The organism is Microcystis sp. M049S2 (genome assembly GCF_020245625.1).
Taxonomy (GTDB): Bacteria; Cyanobacteriota; Cyanobacteriia; order Cyanobacteriales; family Microcystaceae; genus Microcystis; species Microcystis ichthyoblabe_A.
Genome location: NZ_JADBUN010000095.1, coordinates 26,348 through 40,646, shown reverse-complemented (window position 1 = coordinate 40,646; position 14,299 = coordinate 26,348). Strand labels below are relative to the sequence as shown.

At 43.3% G+C, this 14,299-nt stretch carries 16 protein-coding genes and 1 pseudogene; 4 read left to right on the top strand and 13 right to left on the bottom strand.

Annotation, left to right across the window (positions count from 1 at the left end):
• Positions 1 to 182: 182 nt before the first annotated feature.
• From IM496_RS08240 to phaA, 6 genes are all read right to left on the bottom strand, one after another.
• Entirely contained in the window at positions 183 to 1,277 is a 1,095-nt protein-coding gene (locus IM496_RS08240; RefSeq protein ID WP_002744485.1) for a class III poly(R)-hydroxyalkanoic acid synthase subunit PhaC, read from the bottom strand.
• 177 nt (positions 1,278 to 1,454) lie between these two features.
• On the bottom strand, positions 1,455 to 2,450 hold the full coding sequence (phaE, locus tag IM496_RS08235) for a class III poly(R)-hydroxyalkanoic acid synthase subunit PhaE (RefSeq protein WP_194017912.1): 996 nt from the start codon (positions 2,448 to 2,450) through the stop codon (positions 1,455 to 1,457).
• 79 nt (positions 2,451 to 2,529) lie between these two features.
• Complete coding sequence (locus tag IM496_RS08230; RefSeq protein WP_002784823.1) at positions 2,530 to 2,742, bottom strand: hypothetical protein; 213 nt, start codon at positions 2,740 to 2,742, stop codon at positions 2,530 to 2,532.
• Complete coding sequence (locus IM496_RS08225; RefSeq protein WP_228009836.1) at positions 2,726 to 3,019, bottom strand: BrnT family toxin; 294 nt, start codon at positions 3,017 to 3,019, stop codon at positions 2,726 to 2,728. The genes IM496_RS08230 and IM496_RS08225 overlap by 17 nt, the downstream gene beginning before the upstream one ends.
• A gap of 75 nt (positions 3,020 to 3,094) precedes the next feature.
• On the bottom strand, positions 3,095 to 3,811 hold the full coding sequence (phaB, locus tag IM496_RS08220) for an acetoacetyl-CoA reductase PhaB (RefSeq protein ID WP_194017910.1): 717 nt from the start codon (positions 3,809 to 3,811) through the stop codon (positions 3,095 to 3,097).
• Positions 3,812 to 3,823: 12 nt separating this feature from the next.
• A complete protein-coding gene (gene phaA, locus IM496_RS08215) occupies positions 3,824 to 5,014 on the bottom strand; it encodes an acetyl-CoA acetyltransferase PhaA (RefSeq protein ID WP_149974201.1) in 1,191 nt (396 codons plus the stop codon).
• 219 nt (positions 5,015 to 5,233) lie between these two features.
• On the opposite strand from phaA, the gene IM496_RS08210 reads away from it, so the two are divergent.
• Positions 5,234 to 6,364, top strand: coding sequence for an FAD-dependent oxidoreductase (locus IM496_RS08210; protein WP_287661707.1), 1,131 nt, complete (start codon positions 5,234 to 5,236; stop codon positions 6,362 to 6,364).
• Positions 6,365 to 6,603: 239 nt separating this feature from the next.
• Positions 6,604 to 7,044, top strand: a complete 441-nt coding sequence (psbQ, locus tag IM496_RS08205) for a photosystem II protein PsbQ (RefSeq protein ID WP_045360899.1) — start codon at positions 6,604 to 6,606, stop codon at positions 7,042 to 7,044.
• Positions 7,045 to 7,114: 70 nt separating this feature from the next.
• Here the strand turns inward: psbQ and IM496_RS08200 are convergent, their stop codons facing one another.
• Positions 7,115 to 7,414, bottom strand: coding sequence for a 2Fe-2S iron-sulfur cluster-binding protein (locus tag IM496_RS08200; protein WP_002801057.1), 300 nt, complete (start codon positions 7,412 to 7,414; stop codon positions 7,115 to 7,117).
• Positions 7,415 to 7,457: 43 nt separating this feature from the next.
• Positions 7,458 to 8,717 carry a phosphopantothenoylcysteine decarboxylase domain-containing protein gene (locus IM496_RS08195; RefSeq protein WP_287661706.1) on the bottom strand — a complete coding sequence of 420 codons (1,260 nt, stop codon included), beginning with the start codon at positions 8,715 to 8,717 and terminating at the stop codon, positions 7,458 to 7,460.
• 238 nt (positions 8,718 to 8,955) lie between these two features.
• Between IM496_RS08195 and IM496_RS08190 the strand changes: the two genes are divergently transcribed.
• On the top strand, positions 8,956 to 9,897 hold the full coding sequence (locus IM496_RS08190) for a DUF1517 domain-containing protein (protein WP_287661705.1): 942 nt from the start codon (positions 8,956 to 8,958) through the stop codon (positions 9,895 to 9,897).
• Between the two features lie 525 nt (positions 9,898 to 10,422).
• On the opposite strand, the gene IM496_RS08185 is transcribed toward IM496_RS08190, so the two are convergent.
• The 4 genes and pseudogenes from IM496_RS08185 to IM496_RS08170 all read right to left on the bottom strand — a co-directional run bounded on the left by IM496_RS08185 (position 10,423) and on the right by IM496_RS08170 (position 11,904).
• A complete protein-coding gene (locus IM496_RS08185) occupies positions 10,423 to 10,791 on the bottom strand; it encodes a SpoIIAA family protein (protein WP_287661704.1) in 369 nt (122 codons plus the stop codon).
• Between the two features lie 235 nt (positions 10,792 to 11,026).
• Positions 11,027 to 11,311 (bottom strand): annotated as a pseudogene (locus tag IM496_RS08180) (AvaI/BsoBI family type II restriction endonuclease); the annotation flags it as partial.
• A 79-nt stretch (positions 11,312 to 11,390) separates the two neighbouring features.
• The gene (locus IM496_RS08175) at positions 11,391 to 11,648 is read right to left on the bottom strand and encodes a hypothetical protein (RefSeq protein WP_287661702.1); all 258 of its coding nucleotides are present in this window, start codon (positions 11,646 to 11,648) and stop codon (positions 11,391 to 11,393) included.
• A complete protein-coding gene (locus IM496_RS08170) occupies positions 11,629 to 11,904 on the bottom strand; it encodes a BrnT family toxin (RefSeq protein WP_287661701.1) in 276 nt (91 codons plus the stop codon). The genes IM496_RS08175 and IM496_RS08170 overlap by 20 nt, the downstream gene beginning before the upstream one ends.
• Positions 11,905 to 12,180: 276 nt before the next feature.
• Between IM496_RS08170 and IM496_RS08165 the strand changes: the two genes are divergently transcribed.
• Entirely contained in the window at positions 12,181 to 12,771 is a 591-nt protein-coding gene (locus IM496_RS08165; protein WP_287661700.1) for a PEP-CTERM sorting domain-containing protein, read from the top strand.
• Positions 12,772 to 13,093: 322 nt separating this feature from the next.
• Here the strand turns inward: IM496_RS08165 and IM496_RS08160 are convergent, their stop codons facing one another.
• On the bottom strand, positions 13,094 to 14,176 hold the full coding sequence (locus IM496_RS08160; RefSeq protein WP_287661699.1) for an ATP-dependent 6-phosphofructokinase: 1,083 nt from the start codon (positions 14,174 to 14,176) through the stop codon (positions 13,094 to 13,096).
• Positions 14,177 to 14,299 lie beyond the last annotated feature (123 nt).

Genomic DNA, 14,299 nt, shown 5'->3' with positions numbered 1-14,299 from the left:
TGCATTATTCATGAAGACTTTGGAAAATCCTCGAAAGCCTTGGCAAGAAGTTCATCTAGCGATCTGGCTGAAAAACAGTCTGTTTTTTGAGATGTCCTCACAATCAGGTTTTTGCCAGTTGGTGAATAATGCAGGCTAAACCCCTCTCCCAAACTGGGAAAAGGGGATAGGTGCGAGGATTGTTAACCTCTTGCTTTCAACCAATCGCTAATAGCGGGGGGTAAATCCCGTTGCACTTTGCCACTGACATACATTCCGATATGTCCGACGGGGAAAGCACAAGCGGTATAGTCAGAAGTACCGATATAATTCCCTAAAGCGAGGGAAGAAGCGGGAGGGACAAGGTGATCTTTATCCGCATAAAGATTGAGAATTGGCATGGTCAGATTGTGTAAATCTACCCGTTTATCTCCTAACATCACTTCCCCTTTAATCAGTTTATTTTGCTGATAGAAATCCTTGAGAAACTGTCGGTAGGATTCTCCTGCTTGGTCAGGACTATCAAAAATCCATTTTTCCATACGCAGAAAATTAACTAATTTTGATTCGTCTTCCATGATGTCAGGAAAATCGAGGTATTTCTGATAACCTAACTGTAAAGGTTTCAATTCCAGAAACTCTAAGTTGAGAAAATCTCCCGGAATATTGCCCATAGTATCTACCATTAAATCGATGTCTAATGCTTCGGCTCCCAAGGAACACCCCCCCCGCATATTTAAGAGGGTCTCGGTTTGATAAAAGTCCACCGGTGTCACCATTGTCACCAGATTTTTTACCTTATCGGGATAGAGGGAACTATAGCATAAACTAAAGGTTCCTCCCTGACAGATTCCTAACAGATTAATTTTGTCGAGATGGTGACTTTGACGAATAAAATCGACGCAATTATCCACATAACCATTGATATAATCATCAAGGGTTAACCAGCGATCGCTTCTGGTGGGATATCCCCAATCAATTAAGTAGATATCTAAGCCTAATTTCAGCAGATTTGCCACTAAAGAACGCCCTTCCTGTAAATCTACCATGTAGGGACGATTGACCAAGGCATAAACCATCAACAAGGGAATCTCGAAGGGTTTTTCGACCACGGGTTTAAAGTGGTAGAGAATGATTTTATCTTCCCGATAAACTGCTTCTTTTTCCGAGACTCCACACTGAATATCTTCTTCTTTAACTCGTTTGAGATTGTCCAAACCTTTGAGATTTTTTTGAGTTAATTCTAGATAATCTTGGGTAAAATCTTCCAGTTTCACTTGCGTCAAAAATGGCCACATAATTTAATTCTCCTAGAAAAGTGGGGAAGTGGGGAAGTGGGGAAGTGGGGAAGTGGGGAAGTGGGGGAATTTCAACTAAAACCCCTAAAACCCTAACACCCCAACACCCCATCACCCTATCTCCTGAATCCTGACTCCTGACTCCTGATAGCTTACCTGATTGTCAAGCACAATTAACTAATTGTTACTTTCTACTGCTTTTTTTTCTCCTAAAGCTTTTTTGAGACTTTTTACCTCTTTGCGTAATTCATAGATAGTCCGATGAATTTCATCGACTTCGCTGCGGGTAGGCAGATTCATTGAGCGCAGGTAAATTTCCATTAAATCCTGCTGTTTGAGGCGATAATCATTGAGGGAATTAATAAATTTTCCCCTTACTTTTAGGTTTTCTGGTTGACAAAAAGCCTTTTCAAAAATATCATCAGCGACGACACTCCACACATCTTGAAATTCTCGCCAATCCTTGACAGGTTGACCCTTTTCTGCTAGGAAAACTAATTTTTTAGTTAAAGCTTCAAAGGATTTCACTTGAATATCAGCCAGCACAATTTGATAGTTAATACTAGCTTGATAAAGAACGCGCCAAGTTTCAAAACTATCGAGTAATTTGCGGTTAAATTCTCGCGGCAATCCCAATAAAGGCATCTGTAACCATTGGCCAAAAGTTTCATCATAAAACTTCTGCCAATAGATATTATTGAGTTCGATCAAGGAAGAAGTATTACCTAACCAAGCTTTGGTTATTGTGTCATTTGACAGGACGAAAGGATCGAACCATAAATGATTGAGACTTTGTAATTGTTGCAGGTAAATTGTCCATAGTTGACTGACATCTTGACTACTTTGGGAAGTGGTAGTAGTAAAACTATTCAGTTGACCGCGCATCTGTTGGGTATAATTATCTAAAATTGTTTGCCAGTCTTCTCCTGTTTGCATTTTCGGGAAGATACTTTCCCAAGCTTCCATCGATAATTTTAGGAATTTGATCAATAAATCCCGATTATCAAAATAGCGCTGGGTTGCCTCTTGCAATTCTGGTTTAATATTGCCCATAGGAGTCGGTATCGCCCCCATCATATCAAACCAACTTGACCACATTTTTGCCCCGGTTTCTGTCCAAAGATTGACGTAATCGGCGGCCATCTCACTCCAAGCTTGTGTCGGTTTATCCATTATTTTTGCCCTTTTCCTTTAACGCTGATTTCGCTAGTTTACTAACCCACTCTACACCCGATAACTGATAACTGATAAGTCATATTTTTCCAGACTTGGCAATTTTTGCTAGTAATCTTAACGCTTCATTGACTGAGGCTGAATCTTGAAAAATTTCCGCCACATCGGGATCGAGAATTATCACATTACTAGCCTGTCGATAAGCTTGATAATATTTGCCACGAATACCACCAGAAAAGTCATATTCAGTTCGCATCTCGTCATTAACCGTTTCTTCAGACTCCTGATTCATAATTTTTTCTCTCCTGTTTACTAGCTAAACGGGCGCTAATTAAGCGAATCTCATTTTCTCTTTCTGTATGAGATATGACTAACAGCTTTTGTGATTTTGACTGTCCTATCGTCAGAAAACGAAACTCACCCACTGAATGATCGGGATCTAAAATCGTTACGGCCAATGGATCCCCAAATACGGTCACTGCTTCTTCAAAAGATATACTATGTTTTTTGATGTTGTTATTTGCCTTGTCTTGATCCCATATCAAGCAACTTAGCAGGGACAATAACAAACACATTTTCCATCTTTGAATTAGATAACTGATAACTTACCCACTGATAACTGATAACTGATAACTGATAACTGATTAGGTGTGATGGGCCCCATTAACTCTGAGGACTTCTCCAGAGACATAACTGCTGGCAACAGGAGAGAGTAAATAGGCAGTTGCCCAGGCGATATCTGCGGGTTCACCGAAGCGACGACAGGGAATTTCGGCGGTGATTTTATCGCGAACTTTATCGGGAATCGCTAAAGTCATTTCCGTGTTAATAAACCCCGGTGCGATCGCATTGGCGCGAATATTATAACGGGCAGCTTCTCGCGCTAGGGATTTGACTAAACCGATAACTGCCGCTTTTGTGGCTGCGTAATTAGTTTGGCCGGCATTACCGCGATCACCGGAAATAGAACTAATACAAACGATCGATCCCGCTTGTCGTTCGTACATTCCCTCAATAAACGGCTTAATCGTGTGATTAACCCCTTTTAAGTTGACATTAATCACTAAATCCCAATCTAGCGGCGTTAATTTAGCGAAAAAGTTATCTCTGGTAATCCCCGCGTTAGCGACGATACCGTAAACCGGTCCCAATTCCGCTTCAATTTGTTGAGCTGCCGCTTCCATGGATTCCAACTTAGTCACGTCGGCGACAATGCCTAAACCCTGGGGATTATCGGTGACTAAATCCGTGTAAGCCACCTTGGCCCCCAATTCTATCAAAAGAGAGACAATAGCCGCCCCAATGCCTCGATTTCCGCCGGTAACGACGATAACTTTCTCCTCTAGTCCGAGAGATACCATAGCTTTTTCCTCCTAAACTCTTTCAATTGCGATCGCTGTTCCGCCACCGGTCCCATGACAGATGGCCCCCATACCGAGGGTTTTATCCTGTACTTTCAACGCATTAATTAACGTCACCAGAATCCGTGCGCCGGAAGCACCGATGGGATGACCTAATGCGATCGCACCACCGTGAACGTTTTGTTTTTCCCTCGCTAACCCCAGATCCATCTCAAAAAGCAGATTATTTAAGGCAAAAGCTTCGTTATTTTCCACTAAATCGAAATCTTCGATCGTTTTATCCAGAGATGCCAGTAATTTTTTCACCGCGAGGACGGGGAATTCTGGGAAGCGATCGGTTTTTCCAGCACCCACAGCGCCGCCAAGGATTTTGGCAATTGGTTTTAAACCGTACTGATCCACAGCTTTTTGACTGGCTAAAAGGATAGCGGCGGCCCCATCGGAAATCTGACTACTATTCCCTGCGGTTAAAACTCCCGACGGATTAAAAGCCGGCCGCAGTTTTCCTAAACCTTCCGGGGTACTATCGGAACGAATACCCTCATCTTGATCAAGAATTGTGGAACCTTTCTTAGATTTAAGCTCAATTGGCACGATTTCGCCCTTAAACCAGCCTTTTTCTGTGGCTGTGGCCGCTCTTTGGTGGGATAAGGCGGCAATTTCATCTAATGCTTGCCGAGAAACCCCGCGATCGAGACAGAGGCGATCAACTTGGGAACCCATGCCCTCAGTCGTGGTAGCATCGGTTAAGCCATCGTGCAGTAATAGGTCGGTTAATTGTTCCGGCGCACCCATAAGGAATTTATAACCCCACCGGGCCCGATGGGAGAGAAAAAAGCCAGTTTGGGACATGGATTCAATACCACCAGCGAGGACGAGATCCGCTTCTCCGGCGCGAATTGAGGTGGCAGCGTTACTAACGGCAATCATTCCGGAAGAACAAACCATATCCACCCGATATCCGTCCACGCTTACGGGAATTCCCGCTTTAATCGCCGCTTGTCGGGGGATTAACTGACCATGACCCGATCCCAAAACATTGCCGAAAATGTACAAATCGAGGGCTTCTGGGGGCAAATTAGCGATTTCTAGGGCGGATTTCATCACTGTTGCCCCTAAATCGGCCGGGGATAATCCCATTAATCCCCCACCAAAACGACCAATTGGAGTCCGGACAGCGGCCACGATATAAACTTCTTGCATAGACTTCTCTCTATTGGGAAGCGAAGATACTAGATAGAATTTGCTTAAGAATATCGAGTCCGAAAAGATCAAAATCCCAATTGACTGTCATTGGTTAAAAGTTCCTGGCCCCGATGTCTTGAGTTTTTGTCTATCTACCCTCGATCTTGCAACAGAATTTCTGTGTCAGAAGATATATTCATTAGAATTTAACTTTTCCGGCAGCAATCCCCTTTTTTTATGGATTTAGTCAAGCGTCTAGTTTTTATCGGTGGTGGCCATAGTCATGCGATCGCCCTTCGTCTTTGGGGGCAATCACCCCTAAAAAACGTTCAATTAACTTTAATTAGCGATGTCACCCATACCCCCTATTCGGGAATGTTACCTGGCCACATCGCCGGTTTTTATGATTTTGCCGAGACTCATATCGATTTACCTTCTCTAGCTAGGTATTCTCAATCGCAATTCTGTTTAGACAAGGCTAATTTCATAGATACGGAAAAATGTCAAGTAATTTGTCATAATTCTTCACCGATTCCTTTTGATTATCTCTCGATCGATATTGGCAGCATTCCGGCAGTGGATAATGTTATCGGTGCTAAAGAGTACGCTATCCCCGCCAAACCAGTGCCGATTTTTCGGGAAGGATGGCAAGAAATCCTGAAAAAAGCGGTTAGTAACCCTAATAATACTCTCAATATCGTCATTGTTGGTGGTGGCGCGGGCGGAGTTGAATTAGCTTTAAATATGCAGTCCCGTTTGGCCAAAATTCTCAACTCTAGCAGTAATTTGAATTTATCTCTAATTCATCGAGGAAAAAAACTCCTATCAGCCCATAATAATTGGGTCGGTCAACGTTTAGAGAATATTTGTCAACAAAGGGGAATTAGATTATATTTATCAACGGATGTGACAGCAGTGCAAGCAGATCGGATTATCTGTTCATCGGGGTTAATTTTACCGATGGATTATACAATTTGGGTAACGACTGCCTCGGCCCCTAGTTGGATTAAAGCGTCAGGATTACTGACAGATGAAAAAGGGTTTATTTTAGTGAATAATTATCTGCAATCTCTTTCCCATCCCCATATTTTTGCCGTGGGAGATATTGCCACGATTCCAGATTATCCCCGTCCGAAAGCGGGAGTTTTTGCCGTCCGACAAGGAAAACCCCTATTCGATAATTTGGCAAGAATTCTGCAAAATCGGCCCTTAAAACCCTATTTTCCCCAGAAAAATTATCTGAGTTTAATCGGGACAGGAGACCAAAAAGCGATCGCATCTTGGGGCGGTTTTTCGTGGCAATCACCGTTATTATGGTTATGGAAAGATCGGATCGATCGAGCTTTTATGAAACAGTTTAAGCTGTAATCAATAAGTAGGTAGGTGTTAAAAATTATCAGACACCCCCCTTGTCAAGGGGGGATTAAGGGGGGATCAGAGGCAAAATTGCTGATTATCGTCCAATAGCACCGAGTTACTGTCAAGGTCGTTGGGAGTAAAATCTGATTTGGGAATCCCACAACCTGATAAAGTAAAAATCGTCCCGATAGCTTGACCAGTTATCGGGAGAGAACGTCAATAGTTTGTTAAATAGTACATATAAACCAATGCCACGTCTTCGCTCGATTATTTCCCTAGTTTTAGTCCTAGTTACTACCCTGCTGGTTAGTTGCAGTGGTCCCCAAGCAACTATCCCCACCGTCTATAGTCCCCAAAAAATCGAACAGTTACAGGTTTACATACAACCCATAGAAGGATTTCGCGAAAAAATGAGCGTTTTGCAAGACCTCATCGCTGACAAAAATTGGGTAGATACTCGCACCTATATCCACGGCCCTTTGGGGCAATTGCGTCAGGAAATGGTAGGATTATCCCGTAATTTACTGCCCAAAGACCAAGAAAAAGCCAAGCAGTTAGCGAAAAATCTTTTCGTTCACTTTGAACGCATCGATGCGGCAGCCAAGGAAAAAGATGCTAGTCTCGCTGCTAATCAATTCCAAGAAGCATTAAAAGACTTCGATGCTTTCTTAAATATTGTTCCTAGTTAGTTTTTATCAGTGATCACTGATCAATTATCAGTGATCACCGACCAGGCCGCAGCTAAAAAACCGATAAATGCTATTTTGGTTTAGTTTGGACGCTAATAGGGCCATTAACCATGGTTTGACAGGCTAAACGATAATTTTCGGGTTTTTTCTTCAGACAGCGCTGCTCAAAGTCGGTTCTAGCGGAGAGATTTTCCATACCCTCGACAATTGCCACTATACAAGTACCACACTGACCGTAACCGCCACAATTCATCAATTTACCGCCAAAAGTGTAGATATCAACGCCATTCTGGATTGCTTTCTCTCGTAAATTCGCCCCATCTGCCGCTACCACGATCTTATTCTCTTTGACGAAGTTGATGTTACCCATGACTGTATTACCCTAAATTTTTGCAAATTAATATTAAAAAATATTAAATTTTTTTGATTGTAACATTTTTGGCTCGCTCTTCTAAATATTCGGCGATGCCAATAGCGATCGCTTTTTTGCCGATAAATTTCCTCAATGCCGCTTTTGTGACCAAATAAGCCACCTGTTCCCCGTGATCGCCCTTTTCCTCACCCCTATTAGCAATGACCGCCTGATAGCCCTTTTCTAGGCGTTTACGGGCGATTTCCAGTAACTCCTCCTGACTGACTCCCTCCTGATACTTGAAAGTCAGCATCTCTAAATCGGGAAAATTTTCTCTCACCTTGTCAATCACTTTTTCCGTCGGCACAAAATTAAGATTTAACTGCCCTCCACTGGGAATCTTACCAGAAAAAGGTTTTTCTAAGCGATAATCTGCCACTGCTGCCGAGAAAATCCCAAATTTATAATCTTTACTCTCTAATTCTCCCATCACCTTCCCTAGATACTCGTCATAAGTTTCAATAATTTCATGGGGTAAATAAGCGGGGGGTGTATAGCTGCCGCGTCCGTGGATTAACTGCACCTTGGCCCCGCGCAGGTATAATTCTTCTGTGATAGCGACCCCTAACTGTCCAGTAAAACGATTGGTTAAACGACGAATATTATCGATAATCACGGGTGTGGGTCCACCAGTGACTAAAATCGGCATATTTTTCAGGACAGAATTACTGAGAATCCCACAGGCTGCCACGGTAATCTCTTTTTCCCCGGGGAGATTGTGTTTACCGTAATCATCCCGGGGTGGCATAATCTGAACTCCCCAGCGATCAAGAGTTTGCAAAGATTCAGTCAGAATAGCATTATGTAAACTGCCGTGCATGGTGGGGACAAGCAGAATTTTAGTTTTTCCCTTTTCTAGTCGTCCCAAGGCCGAGGCCAGGCATGAAGTGATCACTCCGTCAGCTATTCCGTAACGAAACTTATTAATGGTGTTATAGGTAGCGGGAGCGACCAAATAAAGATCAAAGGGAGATTGATCGCTTAAATGTTCTGCTTTTGCCGTTAATTGGCTAATTACGGGATTAACCGTACTCCATTCCAAAGCTTCCCTAGTGACGTATCTTAAAGCTTCTTCCGAGACAAAAGCCACGACTGTAGCCCCGAATTTCCGCAAAGATCGGGCAATTAGCGGCGCTTTCATGGCCGCAATCCCTCCTGTCACCAGTAAAGCAATCCTTTTACCCCAGAGATGATGATTTTCTAAGGGTACTTCGCGATCGCCTAAGTCCGAATCCGTGGGAGAGGAGAAATTCCAAGTCATAAATTTGGGGAAATGGGGGAATGGGGGAATGGGGGAATGGGGGAATGGGGAAATGGGGGAATGGGGGAATTCAACTAAAAAACCCCAAAACCCCAAAACCCTAAAATCTCAATACCCAACACCTTCTAACTGATAACTGATCACTGATAACTGATTCGGTTATCCCTATTCGGGATTTGTCTATCTCTGAGCGAGAAACTGGTTATGCTAGTAAATAAAGGGTTGCTTCGGTGTTCTTATGATTGACAAAATTTTAACTAAAGTTCGATCGCTTGCCAAGCCGCTATTAGTTCTGGGATTAGTGACAACGCTGATTTTCGGCAATGTTCCCAGTGCTTTAGCGGCATCGGGGGGTAGAATGGGGGGCGGTAGTTTTCGCGCCCCTAGTCGCAGTATTAGCCCTTCTAGAGGTGGTGGTTACAGTTCCCCGGGTTACGGTGGAGGTATTGGTTTTCCCTTCCTTTTACCCTTCTTTTGGGGTGGTGGTGGCGGTGGCTTAATTTCTCTGTTAATCTTTTTTGCTATTGCCAATTTCCTCGTTAATGCTTTCCGTAATGGTGGAGGCAGTGACGAGAATGGTATGACGATAGAATCCGGTTATGAAACCGTCTCCGTGGCTAAAGTACAGGTGGGTTTGTTGGCTAATGCCCGTTATCTGCAACAAGAATTAAATCAAATCGCCCTAACTGTCGATACTAGCACCTCCGAGGGACGAGTCGAAGTCTTACAAGAATCAGCCCTCGCCCTGTTACGTCATCCAGAATACTGGGTTTATGGTAACGTCGATTGCCAACAAACCAGCCTTAGCAGTGCAGAAGCGAAGTTTAATCAGTGGTCTCTCAACGAACGCGGCAAACTAACGGCGGAAACCTTAACTAATTACAATAATCAATTGCGTCAAGGTTCTACAGAAAATATTTTACCCGAATCGGCTGGAGAATTAGCTAAAACCGCACCGGAAGGCTATATTTTGGTGACTATTTTAGCCGGCATTGTCGGTAAATTTTCTCTGCCCAAAATTAATGATTCCCAAGACTTGAAACAGGCCCTGCAACAAATTGGTAGTATGGGAGGCGATCGACTTTTAGCAGTAGAAGTGATTTGGACTCCCCAAAGCGAGGGTGATGTTCTCAGTCAAGATGACATTCTCGCTAATTATCCCGATCTGAAATTGGTGTAGTTTTTCGGGTAATAACTCTAGATATTGCCCAAAATCTCCCTTTTACGGGGAGATTTTTTGATTAGGGTTTGCGGCAAAAAGTCAATTGGCTGGTGATGGGGTGAGTTTCATAGGTTATATCATTTTTCAAAAGTGATGACAGACTTAGTTGATTATTCCAAAGCGCAATTCCGCTCTCGGACAGGAATTGCGCTTTTAGATGTTAGTCACGACTATTGAAAATTGGTATTAGTCCCTCGGAACGAAACCTAACAACTCCACCGATTATGCCTAAATCCTGTTAAAAGGCATAGGAGAGCAGGGAGCAGCGAAAAACAATTCATAACTTGGCAGTCAATCATACTATAGCGGTTCTCGCATCTGTGCGGCACACTTAAACCTTTGCTGATTAAGCTGTTCAGGATCGGGAATGTACCTCTTGTGAATCAGAAACGCTATATTAAAACGGATTTGGTATTAGACATCTCCAAAATTCAGGCTAGATTGAGGTTAATTGCTGGAGATGTCTATTTTACTGCAAGGGAATCAGGAGCCACCCAAGAGCCATTGGGTCGCTACCTCAGTTTCCCCCCATGGGAACTGCCTGACTTCAGCGGCGACAAAGTGGGAAGCCAGACTTTCAATCAGTTTAACCAGAGTGGAATCAGTCACCACGGCAACTTTACTGACGTACTTGTGATGGTCGCGTATCAGCCGGAAATGAGCAATCAAGGCACCAAAACTCTCCCAGCCGGTGAAAGTAGGTACTTCGATGATTACGCCAGCAAGGCCACCAGTGGCTTCAATGTGGGGATCCACTGCCTCCGCAATCTTGACAAAATCTTCCGCCGCAAGTGCAGATTTAGGTTGCATATAGAGAATGCTATGCGCCGCGTCTAAATTATAATCTATCATAGTTTGCCTCTCCCAAATGGTCGAAGTCTAACTATATGCTATCACAAATAGTGGGACAAAGATTGAGGCAAAATCAATAAGCGATCGCAGAAAATAACCACAAAGACACAAAGGACACAAAGATTAGGCTGGTTAATTCTTCTTCCCATCCAATCAGAATTGGGGTGGATTAGGCTGTGCCTAACCAACCCAACTGGACTTTATTTGAGGGGTAATTTTCTAGCTGTTAACTAGGTTAAAGATGGCATAGCCAACGCATAATTGAAACCAGTTGATTATCATTGGTTAAGTTAGCGGCATTGGTGAGTTTTTTCGTCTCTAATTGCTGATAAATTTCCCTAGCCATTTTTGTTTCAATAGCAGCGCCGATAAAAAAAGTATAAGGATGCTTAGAGATTTTTCTAAAAGCCTCATCAATTCTCTGCAAAGCAGTACGAGCAGTTTTCCAATGTTCATCTGCTCCCGCGGGATCAATCCCACCTTTCAATTCTCCCAAAGCAATGTATAAATCAGGAGATTGTCAGGTTTGTTTCAATCCCTAAGCTAGGGAGAGAAATGTAAATATTTATTAAATTGTAGCTTAGGATACTTTGACCCCACTAAACATTATTGGCTATTCTGCTAGATTGAATTGCACGGAGTTTTTCAACGCAAACCATCTTGATCCAATCCTGACGACTCATGTTCTGCAATTGACACTCTACATCTATGCTTCGTAGTAATTCCGGGGGAAAATCAAGATTAATTTGTTGCTTAACCTGAAAATTACCTGTGAAATGCTCAGAGACATCTTTCCCTAGATGTGCTTGTTGAGCAATTTCCTCAATATCTTTAATTTCAGTTGACTGTTTCCTCATAGCTTTTGCGCTCCTGTTTAGTTGATTTCCAAGCGGTGACAACCCAAATGTAATCACCGACTTCATCGACTCTGTATTCTACGATGAATGTTGTTAACGTTCCGCCCGCAAAGCCAACAATCCGATATTGTTCTGGCTGCTCAGAGCGTTGGTCTTCGATGTGAGGTTTGTAAAGCAGATCGTTTAACCGAGTGAAGTCAATGTCACGTTCTGTTAAAACTCGCTGTCGTTTGGCTTCATCCCATTGAATACGCATGAGATACCCGAAATCAATGGAGAAAAATTGTTTTCACCCACTCTATACTAACCTATCGCTCCCGAAGGCGAGGGACTAAGGGGAGAGGAATGTAAAGATTTATTAAATTGTAGCTTTTAATACAGTTGTGGGGGGGGGTAGTGTGTAGAGTTTTGTCATCTTCATTTGGTGTTGGGTTGCTCTGTTGCTTGATCTGGCAAAGAGGAGGATTCAATTACTGCAAGACCAGTGTGCAATAAACTACTCCATAACTAATTAAATTCGAGGGGGTCAAAAATGTCTAAAAAATCGTTTTTATTGGCTACAATGTTTACTCTTTCTGGCCTTTCTTTACCAGCGAAAGCTGTAAATTTGCTTATTATTAAACCAGCACCTAAGCAAATACCAGCAGAACCCGGTGATTTAGTTAGTGCATCAGTAGCAATAGAAAAGATTGATCCTGAGTATCCTGTTCGTCGAATAGAATTTGCATTAGGCATTGATGAACTAGCTATTAGGGAGGGAGAGGATGAGAAAATCCTATCATTTGATCAAACTTATGATAGTAATTTAACTGCAGGCAAAGAACTTCGAACATATACTTTTAAAGTCCTTATACCTGTTAAAGATGGTATCCCAGATGTTTTCTTTAAATCAGCATTTGTGACTTTTTTTAATACCGAATATAATGATGGTAATAATCCACTGCCTCAGACATTCAGAAGAAAATGTACGACCGACTCTCTTCCAGAGATTCCTTTTTGTCGGAGATTTAATGGATTCAGCGTAGTACCTCGTGACACTCCCGAACCATCCGCGATTCTCAGCTTCCTAGCTCTCGGCACTCTCGGCGCAGCTTCAACCCTCAAGCGCAAACTCAAACCATAAAAGTAGGCTAAATTGCCCACCAAAAATACCATAAATGCCCCTTCATTCAGTCAGTTGAGGGGGTTTTATTTTTTGCCTGTGCTTCTACTTATTAAATTTTATTAATTAATTGCTCAAAAGTAGTTTCTTGTGGTAGAAAAAGATTTTTTGGATCGATAGGGTAAAATTTAATAGATATTGTAATTTTATGCCATAAAGGAAGTTAATTACAGCAGTTATATTAATGGTGAAATAACTTCTTTATTTGATTGGTAATTTTAATCGGTGGGGAAAGGGCGATACTTAAGGGTTAATTCTCGCACCGATTCCCCTAGATTTAATCTCAATCCCCTAGACAAATACCCAAACCCCTGGCGGTTTTGACTAAAGTTTCTTCGGGATCGACGACGCGATAGGTTTTAATCGCCTCCTCAATGGGAACACTGACCACTTGCCGATTTTGCCAGGCCACCATGCGATCGAATTCTTCCCGAGCGATCAAATCCACGGCCGCCACGCCAAAAGCCGCCCCCAGTAAGCGATCGATCGGAGAAGGAATGCCCCCCCGTTGAATGTGGCCCAGGAAAGTCACTCTCGTTTCGGCCCCGGTTTCCCTGGCAACTTCTTCGGCTAAATAGCGACCGATACCCCCGAGACGATCTTCCCCTAGGGCTTCCTTTTGCACTAGGCGATTGCCAGTTTCGGTACGCACAGCCTCGGAGACAATAATCAGAGAAAACTGTTTATCCATACGCTGCCGTTGCCGGATCTTCTCGCAGACCTTCTCTAATCGGTAGGGAATTTCGGGAATGAGAATGATATCGGCCCCCCCCGCAATACCGGCAGCTAGGGCGATATGGCCGGCATCTCTACCCATAACTTCTAGAATCATCACCCGGTTATGACTAGCGGCGGTAAAATGGAGGCGATCGAGGGCTTCTGTGGCGATATTAGTAGCTGTATCGAAGCCGATGGAGACTTCTGTAGCTCCCACATCATTATCGATGGTTTTGGGGATACCAATCAGATTAATGCCTCCCTGTTGGGCAATACGGCGCAAAATCGCCAGACTACCATCGCCACCGATACCGATCAGGGCATCCAGTCCCAGACTATGATAGCCGTCGATGATGTCCTGAGAGCGATCAATCAGGGTTCCATCCGGCATCGGGAAAGCAAAGGGATCCCCCTTATTGGTAGTACCGAGAATTGTTCCTCCCATCACCAACAGGCGATCAACTCCTTCAATATCAAAGATCGTGGTTTTGGGGGGACGGCTAACTAATCCGTTCGTTGCTTCTCGAATACCCACCACTTCCCAGCCATAATTGCCACTGGCATGGTGGACAACGGCACGAATGGCGGCATTTAAACCCGCACAGTCGCCACCACTGGTGAGAATTCCAATTCGTTTTTTTTCACCCATAGGTTTTTGTCAGGAGATCAACAAATCTATATTTAGGGAAAAGTTGCGGATAATGCCTAAAAATTAAGAAAGTTTCTAGATCGTCCCTGACAGCTAGGGGAAAAAATTGAAAAATCAGACCCT